The sequence below is a fragment of the Virgibacillus senegalensis genome, from assembly GCF_000821245.2.
Lineage (GTDB): Bacteria > Bacillota > Bacilli > Bacillales > Amphibacillaceae > Sediminibacillus > Sediminibacillus senegalensis.
In genome coordinates, this window is the sequence record NZ_LN611424.1 from 34,025 (window position 1) to 55,853 (window position 21,829).

The window sequence follows — 21,829 nt, forward strand, 5'->3', positions numbered from 1 at the left end:
CAAATATTATTTGTCCTATCGACAAACTTCGAAGCAGTTCTTGGTTTTTTCGTAGGTGGAAGGAAGAAAAACGTCTGGGCATTCGGTCGCACACCAAGACTGGGGAGGAGGCATTGTTGCTAGATTTTCGTATTGTTTCAAAGAGGGCCTCGTCCTGTGAAAGGGGCGATGCTTTTTTGTAAAAATTACCGATTTTGCATCATGCGGGAAAGACTAGGCTGAATGAGGGCCACCAGGGGAAAAACGATGAACCTTGTCCTCTTGTTTGCCTGGTTCACTATTCTTCTCCTATTCATAACGAAAAAAAGCTGCCCCTATAAGTCTCTTACAGACTGATGGGACAGCTCCTTTTGTTTACGTTATATAGAGTAGTTAGGCGATTCTTTGGTGATTTGTATATCATGTGGATGGCTTTCCCGAAGCCCGGCGCCTGTCATCCGGATAAACTGCGCTTCGTTCCGGAATACTTCCAAATCTTTGGCACCGCAATAACCCATGCCGGATCGCAATCCGCCAAGAAGCTGGTGAACAGTATCGGCCAGCGGTCCTTTGTAGGCAACCCGTCCTTCGATTCCTTCGGGTACCAATTTTTTCGTTTCTTCGCTTTCCTGGAAGTACCGATCCTTCGATCCGGACTTCATCGCTGATACTGAGCCCATGCCACGGTACACTTTATACCTTCTGCCCTGGAAAATTTCTGTTTCTCCCGGGCTTTCCGATACACCTGCAAACAAACTGCCGATCATTACCGCATGGGCACCGGCTGCCATCGCTTTGGCAATATCTCCTGAATACTTGATTCCGCCGTCGGCAATAATCGGAACGCCATGCGTGTGGGCTTCTTCCGCACAATCATTAATAGCAGTGATTTGCGGGACTCCTACACCTGCTACTACCCTGGTTGTACAGATAGAACCGGGGCCAATGCCGACCTTTATGATATTTGCCCCAGCTTCGATCAACTCTTTTGTTGCCTCCGGAGTTGCCACATTACCGGCGATAATATCAATATCGGGGTAGTTTTCCCGTACTCTTCGGACCTGCTCGATCACACCTTGGGAATGTCCGTGCGCTGTATCGATAACGAGGACATCGACTCCAGCCTCTACGAGCTTGGATATCCTGGTCATCGCATCTGCTGTCACTCCTACAGCAGCTCCAACCAGCAATCTGCCCTGGCTATCCTTCGCAGAGTGAGGAAATTCGATGACTTTTTCAATATCTTTGATAGTGATCAACCCTTTTAATACTCCCTGATCATCTACAAGCGGCAGTTTCTCGATTTTGTACTTTTGCAAGATCTCTTCCGCTTCGGTCAGTGTTGTGCCCACAGGCGCTGTTACGAGATGCTCACTTGTCATTACTTCTGATATCTTGATGGAATAATCCTGAATAAAACGAAGGTCCCTGTTGGTAATGATTCCGACAAGTACTTGCTCTTCTTTGTTGTTAACGATTGGCACACCAGAAATGCGAAACTTGCCCATTAAATGCTCGGCATCAAAGACCTGGTTATCTGGAAGCAGGAAGAACGGGTTGGTAATGACACCACTTTCAGAGCGTTTTACCATGTCGACGTTTTCGGCTTGTTCTTCTATCGACATATTTTTATGAATGACTCCCAATCCGCCTTGCCGTGCCATGGAAATGGCCATAGCCGCTTCGGTTACTGTATCCATTCCCGCACTTATCAATGGCATCTTCAATTTGATGTTTGGCGATAACTCCGTATCCAAGGATACATCCCTTGGCAATACTTCTGATTTGGCAGGCACTAACAATACATCGTCGAACGTTAGTCCTTCCTTGGCAAACTTGTCCTCCCTCATTGCTGGATCCTCCTTTTGATATCATCTTATTGTTTATGAAAATTTGGTTATCATAAGCGTACAGCAAAAACTTATTGTTACTTACAATACGACAACCCTTTTGCTTTTTCAAGCATTTATAAACAAAATTAGACAGCGGAAATTCTTGACATTGAAAACAAGCAAAAGGAAGGGGTTTCAACAGAAAAAGTTTAAATAATCAGTCTTTTATGAATCAGTCGGAAAGGGTCCTGTTCATGTGGAAAAAAGAAGTAAATGACTTTCTTACATACCTGAAGTCGGTGGAAACCTCCCAAACTTTTTTATCCCGCTGTTACCATACAAATAAGCTGGAGGAGGCAGAAACTAAAAGCTACCAGAACTGCTACCGATTTCTCTATTACTTGGAACACGGCCGGACTTTTTACGAAACAAGCAGAAATGCACCCCTTATGGTAAAACCGATCCTGCTGTTTTATGGCATGGTCCATCTTTTGAAGGCATGCCTGCTCACTAAACGGCCGGACTATCCGGAAAATACATCCCTTTTAGCGCATGGTGTTTCCACAAGAAAGAGAAAGAAACAACAATATTCCTTTTGGAAGGACGAAGTCAAAATTCAACATAACGGCTTGTTCCCTTATTTTTCAAACGTTCTCTTTCAAATCGACCCTCTAAAAGACAGAAAAATTGCCATGCATCGTCTTTTTGCCCATATTCCGGAAGTAAGCAGGCTTATTCAGTTCCATCATGGCAGTACCCCGCTTATTAAGATAGGCAGCTGCCAGGAAAACCAGCTGCGCTTTCCGCTATCCTGTCTCGATACGTACCATGTGACAGAAACGGCCTTTTTGAGCAAAATGGCTGCTTTCTTTCCTCCTTTTCTCGCAAAAAAGACAACCAAAAGCCATCTGATCGTCGATATTCCCGGACCTGTTACACCCCATTCCCAAGGGCCGGTTTTTTTCGACTGGGAGGAGGAATCGATCTTTTTTCCTTCCGGCAGAGAGCAATTCACCGAATGGCACGAAATCATGGCACACTATTTACTGCTTTACAACTTAAGCATGATTTGTCGTTATGAAACAGAGTGGTGGGGGGACTTGCTGCATTCCCTTCCAAACGAGGACCATCCATTCATTGTCCACTTTCTGCAAATCACAGCCGACAAAGTACCTTTTCTGCTTGGATGGTATTTATATGACCAGCAATGAAGAAACAAGCCGATTTGGAAGTTAAGACACTCATTACTGAAATAGTTTTGCATGCAAAAAAGGTTTGAAAAACGGAGAAAGTCTTTCAAACCTTAAAAAATCAAGATAGTATTTCTTCTATATAAAGGGATAGATCATCTTTCAAGGAAATAACCTGCTGTCCGGAATGTAGCCGTACCATTGGCCTTGTTGGGTATTTGGCTTCGATAAAGACGATTTCTGCCTGCTGCTTATTTGACAGAATCACTTGGGTACCAGTTCCGAAGTTCGTCAAACTGCTGATAAAGTTTTCCACCAACGGATGGTCCAGCTTGCCGAACTGTTCATACAAGATTTCTTCGATAACCTTGAATGGGGACTGCTGCTTTTGATAACTACGTTCAGCCGTCATCGCATGATAAATATCACTGATGGCGATGAATCTGGCATACGGATGAATTTTTTCGCCACCGACCCCTAGCGGATAGCCGCTACCATCCAGTCTTTCGTGATGCTGCAAAATGGCAAGTTTTATTCCTTGTGAAAGGGTAGAAACATGCTCTACCATGCGGTAAGAATACACGGGATGCTTCTTGATTTCCTCGTATTCAGCGGTATTGAGTGTTCCTGCTTTATAAAGGATATTTTCATCGATTTTTGCCATGCCACAGTCGGCCAGAAAGCCCGCTATCCCTACTTGGATCCATTCATGCTTATAGTTGCTTTTCTTTGCCAAAAAGGCAGACAATAACCCCATCATGACGGCATGATGATAAACATAGTCCTTTTTAGTAGAGAGCTTATGCAGGTTGTACAATCTCAAGCCAATCTCATCGACCCTTTCCAACAAAGGGACAATCAGTTTTCTGACTTGGTTGATTTGCACATCTTTACCGTTTCTCCATCCAACAAACATACGCTTGTATTGTTCAACAGTCCACGTATAAAACTCGGTGAAAGGCAAATCAATTGGAGCTGGCTTCTCTTCCTGTTCGTCTTTCTGGATGATTTTTTGGCCAGGAACGAATGGGATTCCATCTTCCAGGCGGGTTAATACTTCCACTTCTTCGATTAAGAAACAATGCAAAATATCAATCAAATCTTCCGTTAACACTGTTTTCGCATGCATTATCGGCCGTCCTGTTTTTCCTGGAATATCTTCTGCAACCACACAGCCTGGAATTAACTGAGATGGGTGTACTTTCACCTTTTCTGCACCCCTTTATCGGTATGTATTGAACAGTATTGATGGCAAAAACGGGCTGATCTGTATCTCTCAGTCAGCCCGTTTCCACCTGAAAAAGAATGTTGGGATTACTCTTCTTCTTCGTCTTCTTCCGCTTCTTCCAGTAATTCTTCTATTTTGCCGGGTTCGACCGGGACTTGTTCGTTTTCTTCGACGGTTTCCGGCGGCAATTCTTCCTCGACTTCTTCTTCTGTTTCGATGCGAGCCACTGTCGCTACTTCCTCGCCTTCCTGCAATCGAATCAGGCGAACCCCTTGCGTATTACGACCAGTAATCGAAATTCCTTCGACAGGCATCCGGATTAATACACCTGCTTCCGTAATAATCATGATATCTTCCTCGCCTGTAACAGCTTTAACTGCTACGATTTTGCCGGTTTTCTCAGTAAGGTTGGACGTGAATATCCCTTTCCCGCCACGGTTCGTGATCCGGTACTCGGTTGCAGGCGTTCGCTTACCATATCCATTGCTCGTTACGTTCATGACGTGCAGGCCATCTTCAATGATTTCCATCGAGACTACCTTATCGTCGCCTCTTAAGGATATTCCTTTCACTCCTGAAGCAGTACGCCCCATTGAACGTATTTGATCCTCTGGGAAACGGATCAAGTATCCATTTTGGGTGCCGATCATAATATGCTTCGTTCCATCTGTCAGACGGACCGAAATCAATTCGTCATCTTCACGCAAGTTAAGTGCAATCAATCCGCCTTTCCGGATATTGGCGAATTGGGACAGCTTTGTCCGTTTTGAAATTCCTTGTTTCGTCGTAAAGAACAAATAGTTGTCGTCATCGAACTCGTCGACTGTAATTACTGCATTAACCCATTCGTCCTTTTCGATTTCCAGCAGGTTGATAATCGGTATCCCTTTAGCAGTCCGTCCGAATTCAGGGACCTCATAACCTTTGGACCGGTATACCTTCCCTTTATTCGTGAAAAAGAGAATCCGGCTGTGCGTGGAAGCCGAAACCAAATGCTCTACGAAGTCATCATCGTTGGTCCCCATCCCCTGGATACCTCTTCCGCCGCGTTTTTGCGCACGGTAAGTAGAAGAAGGCAACCGTTTGACATAGCCTTGATGGGTCAAGGTAATAACAATGTTTTCTTCCGGGATAAGATCTTCATCTTCAATGAAATCTGTACCGCCGATGACAATTTCCGTCCGTCTTTCATCACTGAAACGCTCTTTGATCTCGGTCAGCTCTTCCCGAATGATTTCCAGAACCTTCTCATCATCTGCCAAAATAGCACGAAGCTCTTCAATCAGCTTGACCAGTTCTTGATACTCTTCTTCGATTTTTTCTCTTTCCAGTCCAGTTAAGCGCTGGAGTCTCATATCCAAAATGGCCTGCGCTTGTTTTTCTGAAAGGTCGAACTGATTCATCAAGCCTTCCCTGGCAATATCGGTTGTTTTCGATTGCCGAATCAGGGTAATCACTTCATCAAGATGATCAAGGGCCACTCGCAAGCCTTCCAGAATGTGAGCTCTGGCTTCCGCCTTTTTGAGCTCATAAGCCGTCCGACGTTTGATTACCACTTTTTGATGCTCAAGGTAATGCTGAAGCGTTTGTTTCAAGTTCAACACTTTTGGATGGCCGTCCACCAGTGCCAACATGTTGATTCCGAAAGAGGTTTGCAGCGCTGTTTGCTTATAAAGGTTATTTAAAACAACATTCGCATTGGCGTCTCTGCGCAGCTCTATGACAATCCTCATGCCATTTCGGTCTGATTCATCACGAAGGTCGGTAATACCTTCCAACCGCTTGTCCCGTACCAAATCGGCGATTTTTTCGATCAGTTTGGCTTTGTTTACCTGATACGGCAGTTCCGTCACAATGATATCGGACTTGCCATTTGCATGTTCTTCGATCGCAGCCTTTGCCCGGATGGTAATCGATCCCTTTCCGGTTTCAAACGCTTTTCTGATTCCGCTTCGGCCTAAGATTTGGCCAGCCGTCGGAAAATCTGGGCCATAAATATGATTCTCCATCAACTCTTCGATAGTAATGTCAGGATCCTTGCTGACAGCAAGTACCGCATCAATTGTCTCCCCTAAATGGTGCGGAGGGATGTTGGTTGCCATTCCGACCGCAATTCCCGAAGCACCATTGACAAGAAGGTTAGGAAAACGGGATGGGAAAACGACTGGTTCTCTTTCTGAACCGTCATAGTTATCGGTGTAATCGATTGTATCCTTGTTGATATCCCGCAGCAATTCCATCGATATTTTCGACATCCTTGCCTCTGTATAACGCATGGCAGCTGCCGAGTCACCGTCGACAGATCCAAAGTTTCCATGACCGTCTACCAGCATGTAACGGTAACTGAAATCCTGTGCCATTCTGACCATCGCTTCGTACACGGCAGAGTCACCGTGCGGATGATATTTACCGATTACTTCACCGACGATTCTCGCCGACTTTTTGTACGCCTTATCAGAATGCATGCCTAAGTCGTTCATGGCATATAAAATACGTCTGTGTACTGGCTTTAAACCGTCCCGGACATCGGGAAGGGCCCTGGAGACAATAACACTCATGGCATAATCCAAAAATGAGGTTCTCATCTCCTGGCTAATATTTATTTCTTGAACTTGCGGACGTTGTTGATCCACCATGGGATTACCTCCTATCAAAATGAGGAAGAGAGACTGGAGAATGGTAAAGCAAGATAGCTTCGTCGTTGCGGTATTCCATTACAAGCCGGTCTCTGCAAAATGTTTCTCTATCTCTTTACGTGAAAAGCTTGCAATCAGACATCAAGGTTTTTGACGTACTGAGCGTTGTCCTGGATGAAATTCCGTCTTGGTTCTACTTTGTCACCCATCAATACATCGAAGATTTGATCGGCATCCATCGCATCTTCCAAACCTACCTGCAGCAAGGTTCGTGAATCAGGATCCATGGTTGTTTCCCACAACTGGGTCGCATTCATTTCCCCCAACCCTTTGTAACGCTGTAAGCCTGGTTTTGGCGCCTTAGGAATCTCACTAAGGATGCGCTCCATCTCTTTATCATTGTAAGCATAGTAAGCTGCTTTGCCTTGCTGGATTTTGTATAAAGGCGGCTGTGCGATATATACATAGCCGTTTTCAATCAATGGACGCATATATCGATAAAAGAACGTCAATAATAACGTACGGATATGGGCGCCATCCACATCGGCGTCCGTCATGATTACGATTTTGTGGTAACGTGCTTTGGAGATGTCAAAATCCTCCCCGATACCGGTACCAAGTGCTGTAATGATCATGCGGATTTCGTTATTAGATAAGATTTTGTCTAAACGCGCCTTTTCCACATTGATGATTTTTCCCCTTAACGGAAGAATCGCCTGGAAGTGCCGGTCTCTTCCCTGTTTTGCAGAACCACCGGCAGAGTCTCCCTCTACGATATACAGTTCGCTGATCGTTGCATCCTTAGAAGAACAATCCGCCAGCTTTCCGGGGAGGTTGGATACTTCCAGTGCCCCTTTCCGTCTCGTAAGTTCTCTTGCTTTTTTAGCTGCAATTCTCGCACGGGAAGCCATCAGCCCTTTTTCAACGATGGCTTTAGCGGAGTCGGGATTTTCAAATAGGAATTTAGAAAACATCTCACTAAATGCCTGGTCGGTAATTGCCCGCGCTTCTCCATTTCCCAGCTTCGTCTTGGTCTGTCCTTCAAATTGCGGATCAGGGTGCTTAATGGAGATGATGGCAGTCAGTCCTTCCCTGACATCGTCCCCAGAGAGATTCGGATCACTTTCTTTGAACATATTGTTTTTGCGGGCATAATCATTGATCACCCGGGTTAATCCGGTCTTAAATCCTGATTCGTGGGTTCCTCCCTCATATGTGTGAATATTATTGGCATAGGAGTAGATATTGCTGGCAAAGCCATCGTTATATTGCAATGCCACTTCCACGGTAATTTCCTCTTCTTCCTTTTCCGCAAAGAAAGGTTCATGCAACACTTCTCTGGACCTGTTCAAATGTTCCACATAAGACTTGATTCCACCCTCGAAGAAGAAAGTTTCCGGTTCTTTTTCTTCCCGCTTATCTTCAATGGTGATGGTAAGGCCTTTATTAAGGAACGCCAACTCGCGCAGGCGTTGAGCCAATGTATCGTAGTTGTATCGGACAGTATCGAATATTTCCGGATCAGGCTTGAAATGGGTACGGGTGCCTGTCGTATCCGTCTCACCGACTATTTCAAGTTCGCCGTCCGGTACACCGCGCTTGAAACCCTGATGATGGATTTTTCCGTCTCGGTGGACATATACGTTCAATTCAGTCGATAGAGCGTTTACGACCGATGCCCCTACACCATGGAGACCTCCCGATACTTTATATCCACCGCCGCCGAACTTTCCTCCGGCGTGCAATACAGTCATGATTACTTCCACAGCTGGCCGGCCGGTTTTTTCCTGAATCCCTACTGGAATTCCGCGTCCGTTATCGGTTACGGTAATACTGTTGTCTTTTTCGATGATGACCTGGATGGTGTCGCAGTAACCGGCTAATGCTTCGTCAATACTGTTATCGACAATTTCCCATACCAAGTGATGCAAGCCGCGTTCATTGGTAGATCCGATGTACATACCCGGCCTTTTTCTGACAGCCTCTAAACCTTCCAATACCTGAATCTGGCTTTCATCATACGCTTGCTCATTTACTATATTATCTGCCAACTCTTTCACCTACACTTCTCAAGGGTTTGATCCATTGGTTTCTATTCTTCAAAAGACTCCGAATAGTCTTCTAATTTACTAATCGTTGAAATCATGCTCGCCCGCTTCTTTAACGTAAGCACGGATAAGGGACTGTAATAAATATAATCTTTTGTGATGACGATTGATTTCGTCCCTTCTTCGGAGGGGTCCAGCACTTTTTTATTTTTGCGCTGATTGAAAAGCATTTGCTCATTAATCGTAGAGGAAGCAACAATCTGGTGGTCGATAATCGCCACTACTTCCTCAGAACGAATGACATTATCATCTCCAATATGAATAAACAACGTTTTCCCCCTTTTCTACGTGACGAGTTTTCCATTTTCAATATGGAATAATTCAGCCTTTTCCAATGTTTCGTGTTTAATCCCGTCAACACTGGTGGTCGATACAAAGGTTTGAACTTTTCCTTGTATGGTGTTCAGCAAGTGGGATTGACGATAATCGTCAAGTTCACTTAGCACATCATCAAGCAGCAGTATTGGATACTCGCCGACTTCGTTGTAAATCAACTCTATTTCAGCCAATTTCAAGGACAGAGCCGTCGTGCGCTGTTGCCCCTGTGATCCATACGTCTGCACGTCTTTACCATTGACAAGAAACAGCAAATCATCGCGGTGAGGTCCTACCAGTGTTGTTCCTCTTTCAATTTCTTTCTCTTCCACTCCCGCAAATCGCTGTTGGTAGATACTTGTTATTTTTTCCCTATTACTGTCTTCTGATACCTCTATCGTGCCCTGATAGTTTATTTCCAGTTGTTCAATCCCGCGGCTGATCCCTTTATGAATTGGATCCGCCCATTTCCTTAACAAATCCAGGAAGGTAAATCGTTTTTCTATGATAAAGGCAGCATGCTCAATCAGCTGCTCCGTCAACACTTGCAGCATCGTACGATCAGCCTGCTGTTTTCTTTGTAAATTTTTTAACAAATGATTGCGTTGTTTGACGATTTTCTGGTATTGAACTAAATGATAGATATAGGTGGGCTGAATTTGTCCGATTTCCATATCGATAAAACGCCTGCGGATTTGTGGACTGCCTTTCACAAGATTTAAATCTTCCGGTGCGAACATGACCACATTCATCGCTCCGATATAGTCACTCAAGCGCCGTTGCTCAAGATGATTCAGCTTGGCTTTCTTGCCTTTGGAAGAGATGATGATTTCCAGGGGGAAGCTTCTGTTTCTTTTTGAAACATTCCCCTCTATTTTAGCATACTCTTTCTCCCATTGGACAAGTTCTTTGTCCCTCGGCGTCCGATGTGACTTTGCAAAGGCCAATAAATAGATGGCCTCCATAAGATTCGTTTTACCTTGGGCATTTTCGCCGATTATGACATTAATTTTATCATCAAAGGTTAGTTGCATTTGCTCATAATTCCGGTAATTCTTCAGGGCTAGTTGGTTAATATGCATCCGAATTCCCTTTCTTTTCCTGGTTCACGAGGAAAAACCGTCACTTTTGTTTAGCCACAGTAAAAGAACCAACTTCCTCTATTTCCACAGTATCGCCAGGGTACAGTTTTCTGCCTCTGCGATTTTCCAGCTCACCGTTTACCAGTACCTGATAATCGGCCAAAAACAATTTTACCATACCGCCGGTTTCCAAAATATTGGCCAGTTTCAAAAACTGACCTAGTTGAATATATTCCGTATTGATTTCGATTTCTTCGTTCATCCTATCACCTGTCTTTTATGCCTTCTATTTATTTTACTAAACATTTTGGAATATGAAAAGCACTTCCCCAAAGCTATCCCTGTAACCTTACGTTTTCCTAATACCTGCATAGAAATGCATGACAAATACGGCTGAAAAAGGGAAAACTCTCACCAGATTGCTCCAGCAAGAGTTTTTTTAGGATTAGTACGTTCTTACAGGTAAAATCAATTGTAAAATTTGATCGTCGTCGATCGGTCTGATGATGAATGGGCGCATTGCTCCGGTGAATTCAATTCTTACCTGGTCATTGTCGATCGCTTTTAATGCGTCCATCATGTATTTGGCACTAAAGGAAATTTTTAGATTTTCCCCATCGATAGACTGGGCAGCTACTTCCTCGGTTACATTCCCAACCTCTGGTGAATTGCTGCTTATTTCAACTTGATTATTTTCTTTTGTCATCAGCCGGACAACGTTATTTTTGCTTTCTTTCGCCAAAAGAGAAGCACGGTCGATTGATTGAAGCAGTTCTTTCGTCGCGCTGTGGACGATCGTTTTGCTTTGTTCTGGAATAAGCCTGGAAGTTTCCGGATAATTTCCGTCAAGCAGGCGGGACAAGAAGTATAAATGCTTGGTCCGGAACAATACTTGATTTTCCGTCACGCTGATTTGAACGGAATCTTCACTGCCTTCCAATATTTTATTTAACTCAGTTAAACTTTTACCCGGGATGACGACGGACGAAAATTTCACTTGGGCATTTGCTTCATCCAATGGAATTTTTCTTGACGCCAGGCGATGACTGTCTGTTGCGATGAAATGAAGGTGGCCTTCTTCCACTTTCAAATTGACTCCCGTCAAAATCGGTCGGGTTTCCACAGTCGATACAGCAAAAACGGTCTGTTTTATCAGGTTTTTCAATAAATCTGTGGGTAACTCAAAGCTGTCTTCCGTATGAAGCTGAGGCAGCTGTGGATATTCTTGTGCATCCTGGCCATTTAAGTGGAACTCGGATCCGCCTGAACGAATCGTGACTTTCAGATGTTCATCCGCTTCTATCTCTACCGTTTTTTCCGGAAGTTTACGGACAATATCGGGAAAATACTTTGCCTGCAATACAACACTTCCAGGTTCTATTTGTTCCACATAAACGATTCCGTCTTCTTCTTTTGGGATAAAGGATTCAATCGATATATCAGAATCACTTCCCGTTAATTTGATTCCTTCTTCTCCTGCTTCTACTTTTATCCCTGTCAGTATCGGAATTGTCGTTCTGGAAGAAACGGCCTTCATGACATGTTGTACGCTATTCATCAATTCATCGCGTTGAATTACAAATTTCATCAATAATCCTCCTAGGGGAAGTATATTATATATATTTTATTAATAAAAAAATCGTAGTAATAGTAATAGGGCATGTGATTATGTGGATAACTAGAAATCTTCCCAGGAAACAAAGCTTATCCAGTTGTGGATAGATTGTTAGTAAGTTTGAAACAGTTATACACGTTATTCACATGTGGAAAACAGAAATGACAACTTACATCCATAGAAAGAAAAGAAATAAAAGCTGTTTATAGTGATTTTAGCTGTTCTTTGATTTCCTCGATTTCTTTTTGCAGCGAGTTATCCTGGCTGATCATTTTTGAAATCTTTTCATGCGCATGGATCACGGTCGTGTGATCTCGTCCACCAAACTCTTCCCCGATTTTCGGCAAGGAATAGTCGGTTAATTCCCTCGTCAAATACATCGCTATTTGCCTAGGAAACGCAATTGATTTTGTTCTCTTTTTCGCCGCAAAATCCTCTAATTTCACATTGTAGCGTTCGCCGACGATTTCCTGGATGGCGTCGATTGTGATGACCTTTGGTTTTGAGCTCGGGATGATGTCCTTCAACGCTTCCGCAGCCAATGAGGCATCAATATCCTGGTTGATCAAAGAAGAATAGGCGACAACCCTGATCAGCGCCCCTTCCAGTTCGCGAATATTTGTATCAATTTGATTGGCGATATAAAGCATGACTTCATTCGGAATATCGAGTCCCTCTGCTTTTGCTTTTTTGCGCAAAATGGCAATCCTTGTTTCCAAATCTGGAGGGGTGATGTCTGTAATCAATCCCCATTCGAACCTGGAACGAAGCCGGTCCTCCAGTGTCGGGATTTCTTTTGGCGGCCGGTCACTGGAAATGACAATTTGTTTGCTTTCTTCGTGCAAGGTATTGAAGGTATGGAAAAATTCTTCCTGGGTTTGTTCTTTTCCGGCCAGGAACTGAATATCATCGATTAAAAGCACATCGACATTGCGGTATTTGTTCCGAAAATTAACAGCCTTATTATCGCGAATGGAATTGATGAATTCATTCGTGAATTTTTCGGAAGACAAATAGACCACTTTCGCATCTGGTTTATGGTCCAGCACATAGTGACCGATCGCATGCATCAAGTGTGTTTTTCCTAATCCGACACCTCCATATATAAATAAAGGATTATAGGCTTTAGCCGGAGCTTCTGCGACAGCCAGCGAGGCGGCATGGGCAAAACGATTGCCAGAGCCAATAACAAAGGTATCGAAGGTGTATTTCGAATTAAGCATCGATTTTGGTGATTCCCCATTATCGTTATTTTTGATATCGGGAACCTTTTTAACTGGTGGTTTGACGTCATCTGGTTCGTGTACCGTTTCCGGGATAATGAATTTTGTTTTTAATTCGGCACCGGTAACTTCGAATAAAGCGTCGGATATCAAATTGGTGTATCGACTTTCGAGCCAGTCACGGGCGAATTCGTTCGGAGCCGAAATGACTAGTGTATCATCATCCAGCTGGTCCGCCTTGGTATTTTTCAACCATGTGTCATAGCTAGGTTTACTAATTTTTTGTTCGATGGATTTCAGCGTGTTTGTCCATAGCTCTTGGATGTTCTCCAACCCGTCGTCACCCCTTTCATATAAGTAAAGAAGGAAATAAAAAACCTCTCGCAATCTTTCTTGAATAGTTTGTCGAGAGAAAGATCGAAAGGTATACAAATAATCAATAAGTAAATGTGGATAAAAAGATACGGTCATTACAGGGGATAGATCCGATTATCGAAGTATTCCACAACGTTGTTGATAACTTTAAAAACAAGCATGTGTGTAAATGTCCACACACTATCCACAATCTGTGGATAAAAGTATTTTCGCCGATATGTTTTCAACTGTTAAAACACAAATATAATATCAAATAAATCGAGAAGGCGCAATGGTTTTTCGACAGTTATCCACAAAAACTACAGGTTGTAGACAGAATCTATCCACAACACTATATTTTGTGATTAATTTGTCGATAACCAATGTGGAAAAAAAGTAAGTCATGAAAAAGTAGTGTACAAGCCATGTGGATAACTGTCAAAGCTTATTTTATACTAGGAGATAAAGGAAAACCTTTTTTTATTTGCGCTGTGCTATAACAGGTAGGGGGAAGGAAATTTATAGGATGGTGTGGTGTTGGACAAGTTTACTAGTAGAAGAGCAGGGTTGGAGGAGTCATCCATCGCTCCGGAAGTATCCTTCGCTTTGCGCGGGCGGCTGGTGAGCTTCCTCGAGCTAAAGCTCCGCGGGATTTCACCGTGGCCTTTTCTCCCGCTGGACAAGGAAGGCTACGGCAGCGACACACCGAACGAAGGGAATTGGTTTGTATTTGGAGGAGTCTTCGGGTATTTCCTCCGCAAGGAAAAGCCTGAGGACCCCGGCGGATGGTTGTGTGTGTCTCCCAGTTTAACTACGTAGTGGGCTTCCTCGATCCAAAGGAGCGAAGAAGTTGATTCATGTAGTACCCTGGCTGAAGTTTTCCCCACGGAAGTGAATGTTTTTCCGCAACACCGGATTATCACACATCTTGTTATGGGTATCTATATATACTGAATTCTTATTATGTAGCAGATTGGTATAAAACACGGAAAAACTTTCAATCAACAATCAAAGGAACGAGCATCGGGGAGATCCTTAAATTGGCAAAGGTAAGTTGAGTCGATTGTTTTAAAACAAGTTGACAGATTAAACCTCTTTTCCGTATAATGAACGGGACTGTCTTGATTAGAAGAATTTTTTCATCCTCAGGGAGGTGTGTTATAGATGAAACGTACATTTCAACCAAATAATCGTAAACGTAAAAAAGTTCACGGCTTTCGTACCCGCATGAGCACGAAGAACGGACGTAAAGTTCTAGCTCGTCGTCGCCGTAAAGGAAGAAAAGTATTATCTGCATAGGCCACTGAAGATTTTCAGTGGTCTTTTTTCCACTTTTAGCTAAAAAATTTTGCAGCGATCATCTCCAGGGCGGACCCAAATTATCTGTTATTGTTGGCTGATTTACTCTTACATAAACACGGCCTTTTTGGGTTTTTCCTGTGGGTAGGGTTTTTCTGCCATTTTTCCGGAAACGATAGTAAACAGGATCCGCTGCTTTTCCTAAGAAAAGGCAGCTGTTTTTCTTTACATAATGGTAAAGGATAGAATGTTGGCAGAGGAGATCGCTGGTGTATAAAAATTTGGACATATTCTCAAGGTGCGGCCCGGGCCCAACCAGAAATTTTTGGCTGTCCCAGGTTTCTTTCCTAAAGTTTATCGGTTACTTCACGGATCCTCTGAAGTCCGCTCAGCGCTTACCTTCAGTTGGAGGAGATTTTACATGAAAAAAGCGTACCGCTTGAAAAAGAATGAAGAATTTCAACATGTATTTAAAAAAGGAAAATCCTTTGCCAACCGGCAGCTGGTTATTTATTATTTGCCTAAAACGGGACAGGAACATTATCGCATCGGTTTGTCGGTCAGCAAGAAGATCGGCAATGCAGTGGTCCGCAACCGGATAAAGCGCTATCTAAGACAGGCATTTCTGGAATTGGACGAGCGGGTGGCAGATACTTATGATATCATTGTCATCGCCCGCAAGCCTGCAAAAGATATGGATTTTCACCAGGTGAAAAAAAGCTTGTCGCATGTTTTGTCAAAGTCTAAACTGCTTTCCAGATGAGCAGCTCTATTTTATATAGAACACCTGATAGATACATGATAGAATACTATTAGTATAATTTACATCGAAGATAGAGAAGTAAGGAGGAAGTATATTGCGTAAAAAGGTCTTATTGCTAATGGCCTTGACTGTATTACTAGGATTGCTTTCCGGGTGTACACAGGTAAACCAGGATATTACAGCAGAAAGCGAAGGCTTTTGGAATGTATGGTTTGTCTACCCGTTATCTCAGCTGATTACGTATGTAGCCAATATGTTTAACGAAAATTATGGTCTTTCCATCGTTATCGTTACCATTTTAATCAGATTGGTATTACTGCCGCTGAATATCAAGCAGTTGAGAAGCTCGAAAGCGATGCAGGACATTCAGCCGGAATTGCAAAAAATCCGGGAAAAGTACAGTTCAAAGGATGCCAATACCCAGCAAAAACTACAGCAGGAAACAATGGAACTGTTCCAGAAAAACGGAGTCAACCCGCTTGCCGGCTGTTTACCATTAATTGTACAAATGCCGATTTTGATTGCTTTTTATCAGGCGATCATGCGTACAGCGGAAATCAAAGAGCATAGCTTTCTCTGGTTCCAGCTAGGAGAACCGGATCCTTTCTTTATCCTGCCTATCGTCGCTGCCGGAGCCACTTTCTTGCAGCAAAAACTAATGATGGCAGGTACTAATACGAGCCAGAATGCCATGATGCCGCAAATGACGATGATGCTTTACATGATGCCAATCATGATCGGTGTCGTAGCTATTTTCTTCCCATCGGCATTGGCGCTGTACTGGGTAGTCGGTAACATCTTCATGGTTGCCCAGACGATCTTCATCAGAAAGCCGATGATGAAGGACAAGGATGCTCAAACAGGAGGAACGAAATAGTGAGACAAGTAACTGCTACTGGACAAACAGTTGAAGATGCGGTCCAATCAGCATTGAAGCAGTTAAACACCTCTAGGGACCAAGTTGAACTTGACATTATTGATGAAGGAAAAAAAGGAATTCTGGGAATTTTTGGTTCTAAACCAGCGATTGTCAAAGTATCTATTGCGCAAAATCCGATTCAAAAAACAGAAGCCTATCTCAAGGAGATCATTGCTGAGTTAGGCACGGCAGTGGAAGTGGAAACGACTGTCACCGACAGACAGGTGACCTTTGATCTTTCAGGTGACAAAATCGCCGTATTGATCGGAAAAAGGGGCCAAACGTTGAATGCCTTGCAATACTTGGTCCAACTCGTGTTAAATCGTTACGCGGATAAACGTTATACAGTAGTAGTGGATGCAGAAGGGTATCGCGGCCGGCGTAAAGAAACATTGACCAATCTAGCCAAAAGAATGGCTGATAAAGCGGTCAATACCCGTAAAGATGTCAATTTGGAGCCGATGCCTTCTTACGAAAGAAAGATCATCCATACGGCTATACAGCATCATAAGAAGGTAACCACTACTTCAGCCGGTGTGGAACCAAACCGGCACGTAGTCATTAAACCATCATAATCTTAAGGAATAATCCAATCCGGATGTCGAACCTTGTGTCGACATCCGGGTTTTTTTATGCATGAATGGTCATCACCGGCTGTCCAGGCAAATGAATGCTTTTTGCCATCGAGTCTTCAGCGTTTGTCTGTTTAGCTTGGGAGCCTGCTTTTAGCCGAGGATCTGCAGAAAACTTTCCAACTTTGTTACGTGTCAGGAGAAATCATGAGATAGAAAAGTTCAGGGAAATCAGCCATTCTTCTAGGTATTATCCACAGAAAGTGGTAAAATAAGCTTTTGGCATATGCTGTGGATAGAAAAAAAGCGAGCGTCTTTTCATTAAATTATACACATGTGGATAACCTAAAAGACAAAAAGCATTTGTGGATATTCTCAAAAAAGCCGAATTATGATATGCTAATACGTTAGTGACTATTTGAAAAGGTCGCTGCTTGTTGATGACAAATAAAGAATGGTTTTTATATAGAGGAAATGATGGAAATAACGGAGGTGAAGCGGATGGAAACAGATACGATTACGGCGATATCGACTCCGATTGGGGAAGGGGCGATTGCTATTGTCCGGTTGAGCGGGCCGGAAGCGATTAAGATTGCAGACCAATTGTTTGATGGCAAATCTCTTACGGAAGTGGATTCCCATACAATTCATTATGGAAAAATCATCGACCCGGCTACCAATGAAGTGGCGGAAGAGGTCATGGTGACAGTAATGAGAGGACCTAAGACATTTACGAGAGAGGATGTCGTGGAAATCAACTGTCACGGTGGACTTGTTTCGGTTAACCGCCTGCTTGAAATAGCCCTTTCTCAAGGTGCGCGACTCGCGGAACCAGGGGAGTTTACGAAACGTGCCTTTCTTAACGGGCGGATCGATTTGTCCCAGGCAGAAGCCGTGATGGATTTGATCAGAGCGAAAACGGACAGGGCGATGAACGTAGCGCTTAAACAAATGGACGGCCGTCTGTCTCAGCTGATTCAAAGGCTGCGTCAGGAACTGCTGGAAACGGTCGCCCATGTGGAAGTGAATATCGATTATCCGGAATATGATGATGTAGAAGAAATGACGAACCAAATGATGATCAGCAAGACGAGGGAGGTTTATCGTGAAATTGAACGCCTGCTGGAAGTAGCCAAGCAGGGGAAAATTTTGCGGGAAGGCTTGTCAACAGCAATCATCGGTCGGCCAAACGTCGGTAAATCATCGCTCATGAACGCCCTTGTACAAGAAAACAAAGCAATCGTGACAGAAATTCCTGGAACGACGAGAGATGTCATCGAGGAATATGTCAATGTGCGTGGTGTCCCGCTGCGTCTCGTCGACACTGCAGGGATTCGGGAGACCGAGGATATCGTCGAACGGATCGGTGTAGAAAGATCGAGACAGGTACTGAAAGAATCGGATCTGATTTTGCTGGTTCTAAACAACGGGGAAGAACTTACCCAGGAAGATATCAATTTGTTCAAAGCTGTCGAAGGTCTTGAAGTCGTTGTGATTGTAAACAAAACAGACCTGCCGCAAAAAATCGATTTAGAGAAAGTGAAGGAATTAGCAGCAAATCACTCGGTTATTACAACAGCGTTGATTGAAGAAAAAGGCATTGATGATTTGGAAAAAGCCATTTCGGAAACGTTTTTTGAAGGAGACCTCGATGCAGGAGACTTGACCTATGTTTCCAATGTAAGGCATATTCAGCTTTTGAAACAAGCCTTGCAGGCATTGTCTGACGCAATGGAAGGCATGGAAAATCAAATGCCGATTGACTTGGTGCAAATCGATGTGACACGAACGTGGGAAATTCTTGGTGAAATAATCGGAGACACGGTTCACGATAGCTTGATCGACCAATTGTTTTCTCAGTTCTGCTTAGGTAAATAAATGAAATGGATAGCTGGATAGCACAGCTTTCAATAAAAGGAGAGACAGCAAATGATATATGATGCTGGTCAATATGATGTAATAGTTGTAGGAGCAGGTCACGCCGGTTGTGAAGCTGCAATTGCATCGGCAAAGCGTGGGGCGAAAACCCTGATGCTATCGATGAACCTCGATAATGTAGCTTTCATGCCTTGTAATCCCTCGGTTGGCGGTCCTGCAAAAGGTGTCGTCGTAAGAGAGGTCGATGCACTCGGTGGTGTAATGGGGCAGGTTATCGACAAAACATATATTCAAATGCGTATGTTGAACACCGGAAAAGGACCCGCTGTACGGGCGCTCCGAGCACAAGCGGATAAACCGCTGTATATTCAGGAAATGAAACGCACCTTGGAAAACCAGGAAAACCTGACGATGAGACAGGGAATGGTGGAAAAGGTGATTGTTGAAAACGGCGAATGCAAAGGGGTCATCACGGAAACCCGGGCAGCCTATTATGCTAAGTCGGTTGTCATCACGACTGGTACGTTCATGCGCGGAAGAGTCATCATCGGGGATTTATCTTATGAAAGCGGGCCGAACAACCAGCGTGCATCAGTATCGTTGTCCGAGCATTTAGAAGAGCTCGGCATCGAACTGGTTCGATTCAAAACCGGTACACCTCCGCGTGTAAACAGCCATTCGATCGATTACACAAAAACGGAAATTCAACCAGGGGATGAAAACCCGCAAACCTTTTCGTACGAAACAACAGAAGTGATTACCGACCAAATTCCATGCTGGCTGACGTATACGAACGAATTCACACATAAAATTATCGATGACAATCTTAGTCTGTCTGCCATGTATTCGGGAATGATCAAGGGTACTGGACCACGCTATTGTCCGTCCATTGAAGATAAAGTCGTCCGGTTCCATGATAAGCCACGTCACCAAATTTTCCTGGAACCGGAAGGAAGAAGTACAGAGGAAGTATATGTCCAAGGACTTTCTACGTCACTTCCTGAGTATGTTCAAAAAGAAATGCTGCAAACCATTCCAGGGCTGGAAAATGCCGAAATCATGCGTGCCGGTTATGCGATCGAGTATGATGCAGTCGTACCGACTCAGCTGTGGCCGACATTGGAACTAAAAGCAATCCCAGGATTGTTTACTGCTGGACAAATAAATGGGACATCCGGATATGAAGAAGCCTCCGGACAAGGTATCATGGCCGGTATTAACGCCGCTGCCAAAGCGCTTGATAAGGAATCATTGATTCTGGACCGTTCCCAGGCTTACATTGGTGTCATGATCGATGACCTGGTGACAAAAGGAACAAACGAGCCATATCGTCTGTTGACTTCACGTGCTGAATACCGTTTGCTGCTTCGTCATGACAACGCCGATTTGCGTTTGACAGATATCGGTTATAAGCTTGGCACGATCAATCAGGAACGTTATGAACGGTTCTTGGAGAAAAAGCAGTTGATCGAACAAGAAAGAAAACGGTTGTCCAAAGTGATTCTGAAACCGGAACCGGAAATACAGGCAATCATCGAGGAAGCTGGCGGAACTGCATTAAAAGAAGCCATCAAGGCTTCGGATCTGTTAAAACGTCCGGAAATAAAGTATGAGTTACTGGAAAAAGTAACCCCTGCAAACGAGGAACTGCCAGCTGGCGTCAAAGAACAAGTCGAGATTCAAACGAAGTACCAAGGCTATATTGATAAGTCCAATCAACAAGTTGAGCGGATGAGAAAAATGGAAAACAAAAAGATACCGGAAGATATTGATTACGATGCTATCAGCGGTATCGCAACGGAAGCACGTGAAAAATTAAAACGCGTCAAGCCGTTGTCTGTCGGGCAGGCTTCCCGTATTTCGGGAGTGAATCCAGCAGACATCTCGATCCTGCTTGTTTATATCGAGCAAGGAAATGTCTCCCGTGTTGCCAATCAATAAAATAAGGAAATGAAAGGATTTATCGATGAATCTGGAAACCTTTCTAGCAGAGTTAGAAAAACATGGAATAACGTTAAACGATCGTCAAATCGATCAGTTTGATACGTATTTTCAAACATTGGTGGAATGGAACGAAAAAATGAATCTGACCGCTATTACGGAACGGGAAGAGGTTTATGCAAAGCATTTTTTTGATTCCATTTCCGCTGCTTTTTATCATGACTTCCAGGGACCGCTCCACGTTTGTGATGTCGGTGCAGGGGCAGGTTTTCCCAGTCTGCCGTTAAAAATATGTTTTCCGGAGTTGAAAGTGACCATTGTCGACTCGTTGAAAAAGCGGATTACATTTTTGAATCACCTGGCAAGCCAACTAGGTTTAAGCGATGTGGCCTTTTATCACGATCGGGCGGAAACATTCGGAAAGAATGATAAATTTCGTGCCCAATACGATATCGTCACAGCAAGGGCAGTAGCCCGCATGTCGGTATTGGCGGAATTGTGCCTGCCGCTTTGCAAGACAGGCGGAACATTTATCGCCATGAAAGGTCCTCAATTATCCGAGGAAATGCAGGATGCAGAGGCAGCCATTTCGGTTCTTGGAGGCGAAGCAATCGACACGCATACATTTGAATTGCCAGGAGAAAATGGCGAGCGGAATATTGCCATTTTAAAAAAGAATAGAAAAACCCCGAACAAATACCCAAGGAAGCCGGGAGTTCCAAACAGAACACCAATTACCTAATAAAACTGTTCGCATACTGCGTGCCGAGTGGAAGTAACAGAGCTAAGCTAAAAGAGTGATTTTCTTTTATAAACAAAAGAAAATCACTCTTTTTTTAAATGGGGACTTCTTATTTTCGGTTCTCGAAGATAGGTGGCTCTATACTGAATGTGA

General features: G+C 43.8%; 17 protein-coding genes. 8 read left to right on the top strand and 9 right to left on the bottom strand.

Going from position 1 to position 21,829, the window contains the following annotated elements:
• Nucleotides 1-359 precede the first annotated feature (359 nt).
• Complete coding sequence (guaB, locus tag BN1067_RS04535; RefSeq protein ID WP_053217706.1) at nt 360-1,829, bottom strand: IMP dehydrogenase; 1,470 nt, start codon at nt 1,827-1,829, stop codon at nt 360-362.
• A gap of 236 nt (nt 1,830-2,065) precedes the next feature.
• Between guaB and BN1067_RS04540 the strand changes: the two genes are divergently transcribed.
• Nucleotides 2,066-3,022: a YaaC family protein gene (locus BN1067_RS04540; RefSeq protein WP_053217743.1), complete on the top strand. Its 957-nt coding sequence runs from the start codon at nt 2,066-2,068 to the stop codon at nt 3,020-3,022.
• 100 nt (nt 3,023-3,122) lie between these two features.
• Here the strand turns inward: BN1067_RS04540 and BN1067_RS04545 are convergent, their stop codons facing one another.
• The 8 genes from BN1067_RS04545 to dnaA form a co-directional block, all read right to left on the bottom strand.
• The gene (locus BN1067_RS04545; RefSeq protein WP_053217707.1) at nt 3,123-4,208 is read right to left on the bottom strand and encodes an HD-GYP domain-containing protein; all 1,086 of its coding nucleotides are present in this window, start codon (nt 4,206-4,208) and stop codon (nt 3,123-3,125) included.
• 107 nt (nt 4,209-4,315) lie between these two features.
• Nucleotides 4,316-6,865, bottom strand: coding sequence for a DNA gyrase subunit A (gyrA, locus tag BN1067_RS04550; protein WP_053217708.1), 2,550 nt, complete (start codon nt 6,863-6,865; stop codon nt 4,316-4,318).
• A 134-nt stretch (nt 6,866-6,999) separates the two neighbouring features.
• The gene (gyrB, locus tag BN1067_RS04555; RefSeq protein WP_053217709.1) at nt 7,000-8,916 is read right to left on the bottom strand and encodes a DNA topoisomerase (ATP-hydrolyzing) subunit B; all 1,917 of its coding nucleotides are present in this window, start codon (nt 8,914-8,916) and stop codon (nt 7,000-7,002) included.
• A gap of 41 nt (nt 8,917-8,957) precedes the next feature.
• On the bottom strand, nt 8,958-9,242 hold the full coding sequence (gene remB / locus BN1067_RS04560; RefSeq protein ID WP_053217710.1) for an extracellular matrix regulator RemB: 285 nt from the start codon (nt 9,240-9,242) through the stop codon (nt 8,958-8,960).
• A 15-nt stretch (nt 9,243-9,257) separates the two neighbouring features.
• Nucleotides 9,258-10,370: a DNA replication/repair protein RecF gene (gene recF / locus BN1067_RS04565; RefSeq protein WP_053217711.1), complete on the bottom strand. Its 1,113-nt coding sequence runs from the start codon at nt 10,368-10,370 to the stop codon at nt 9,258-9,260.
• Nucleotides 10,371-10,410: 40 nt separating this feature from the next.
• Complete coding sequence (yaaA, locus tag BN1067_RS04570) at nt 10,411-10,632, bottom strand: S4 domain-containing protein YaaA (protein ID WP_053217712.1); 222 nt, start codon at nt 10,630-10,632, stop codon at nt 10,411-10,413.
• A gap of 183 nt (nt 10,633-10,815) precedes the next feature.
• Nucleotides 10,816-11,958 (bottom strand): DNA polymerase III subunit beta, encoded by a 1,143-nt coding sequence (gene dnaN / locus BN1067_RS04575; protein WP_053217713.1) that lies wholly within the window; start codon nt 11,956-11,958, stop codon nt 10,816-10,818.
• Between the two features lie 230 nt (nt 11,959-12,188).
• Nucleotides 12,189-13,541 (bottom strand): chromosomal replication initiator protein DnaA, encoded by a 1,353-nt coding sequence (dnaA, locus tag BN1067_RS04580; protein WP_053217714.1) that lies wholly within the window; start codon nt 13,539-13,541, stop codon nt 12,189-12,191.
• Nucleotides 13,542-14,726: 1,185 nt separating this feature from the next.
• On the opposite strand from dnaA, the gene rpmH reads away from it, so the two are divergent.
• The 7 genes from rpmH (at nt 14,727) to rsmG (ending at nt 21,676) form a co-directional block, all read left to right on the top strand.
• Nucleotides 14,727-14,861 (top strand): 50S ribosomal protein L34, encoded by a 135-nt coding sequence (rpmH, locus tag BN1067_RS04590; protein WP_019377820.1) that lies wholly within the window; start codon nt 14,727-14,729, stop codon nt 14,859-14,861.
• A gap of 421 nt (nt 14,862-15,282) precedes the next feature.
• Nucleotides 15,283-15,624 (top strand): ribonuclease P protein component, encoded by a 342-nt coding sequence (gene rnpA / locus BN1067_RS04595; protein ID WP_053217716.1) that lies wholly within the window; start codon nt 15,283-15,285, stop codon nt 15,622-15,624.
• Nucleotides 15,625-15,718: 94 nt separating this feature from the next.
• A complete protein-coding gene (spoIIIJ, locus tag BN1067_RS04600; protein WP_053217717.1) occupies nt 15,719-16,501 on the top strand; it encodes a YidC family membrane integrase SpoIIIJ in 783 nt (260 codons plus the stop codon).
• The gene (jag, locus tag BN1067_RS04605; RefSeq protein WP_053217718.1) at nt 16,501-17,118 is read left to right on the top strand and encodes an RNA-binding cell elongation regulator Jag/EloR; all 618 of its coding nucleotides are present in this window, start codon (nt 16,501-16,503) and stop codon (nt 17,116-17,118) included. The genes spoIIIJ and jag overlap by 1 nt, the downstream gene beginning before the upstream one ends.
• 498 nt (nt 17,119-17,616) lie before the next feature.
• Nucleotides 17,617-18,993 (top strand): tRNA uridine-5-carboxymethylaminomethyl(34) synthesis GTPase MnmE, encoded by a 1,377-nt coding sequence (gene mnmE, locus BN1067_RS04610; protein ID WP_053217744.1) that lies wholly within the window; start codon nt 17,617-17,619, stop codon nt 18,991-18,993.
• Between the two features lie 51 nt (nt 18,994-19,044).
• A complete protein-coding gene (mnmG, locus tag BN1067_RS04615; RefSeq protein WP_053217719.1) occupies nt 19,045-20,934 on the top strand; it encodes a tRNA uridine-5-carboxymethylaminomethyl(34) synthesis enzyme MnmG in 1,890 nt (629 codons plus the stop codon).
• A 25-nt stretch (nt 20,935-20,959) separates the two neighbouring features.
• Entirely contained in the window at nt 20,960-21,676 is a 717-nt protein-coding gene (gene rsmG, locus BN1067_RS04620) for a 16S rRNA (guanine(527)-N(7))-methyltransferase RsmG (protein ID WP_053217720.1), read from the top strand.
• Nucleotides 21,677-21,829: the final 153 nt, after the last annotated feature.

Bases quoted from the DNA above. Each gene is read 5' to 3' on its own strand.
- recF (WP_053217711.1), bottom strand. From the start codon at position 10,370: ATGCATATTAACCAACTAGCCCTGAAGAATTACCGGAATTATGAGCAA.
- mnmG (WP_053217719.1), top strand. From the start codon at position 19,045: ATGATATATGATGCTGGTCAATATGATGTAATAGTTGTAGGAGCAGGT.
- rnpA (WP_053217716.1), top strand. From the start codon at position 15,283: ATGAAAAAAGCGTACCGCTTGAAAAAGAATGAAGAATTTCAACATGTA.
- BN1067_RS04540 (WP_053217743.1), top strand. From the start codon at position 2,066: ATGTGGAAAAAAGAAGTAAATGACTTTCTTACATACCTGAAGTCGGTG.
- rpmH (WP_019377820.1), top strand. From the start codon at position 14,727: ATGAAACGTACATTTCAACCAAATAATCGTAAACGTAAAAAAGTTCAC.
- gyrA (WP_053217708.1), bottom strand. From the start codon at position 6,865: ATGGTGGATCAACAACGTCCGCAAGTTCAAGAAATAAATATTAGCCAG.
- yaaA (WP_053217712.1), bottom strand. From the start codon at position 10,632: ATGAACGAAGAAATCGAAATCAATACGGAATATATTCAACTAGGTCAG.
- rsmG (WP_053217720.1), top strand. From the start codon at position 20,960: ATGAATCTGGAAACCTTTCTAGCAGAGTTAGAAAAACATGGAATAACG.
- guaB (WP_053217706.1), bottom strand. From the start codon at position 1,829: ATGAGGGAGGACAAGTTTGCCAAGGAAGGACTAACGTTCGACGATGTA.
- dnaN (WP_053217713.1), bottom strand. From the start codon at position 11,958: ATGAAATTTGTAATTCAACGCGATGAATTGATGAATAGCGTACAACAT.
- mnmE (WP_053217744.1), top strand. From the start codon at position 17,617: ATGGAAACAGATACGATTACGGCGATATCGACTCCGATTGGGGAAGGG.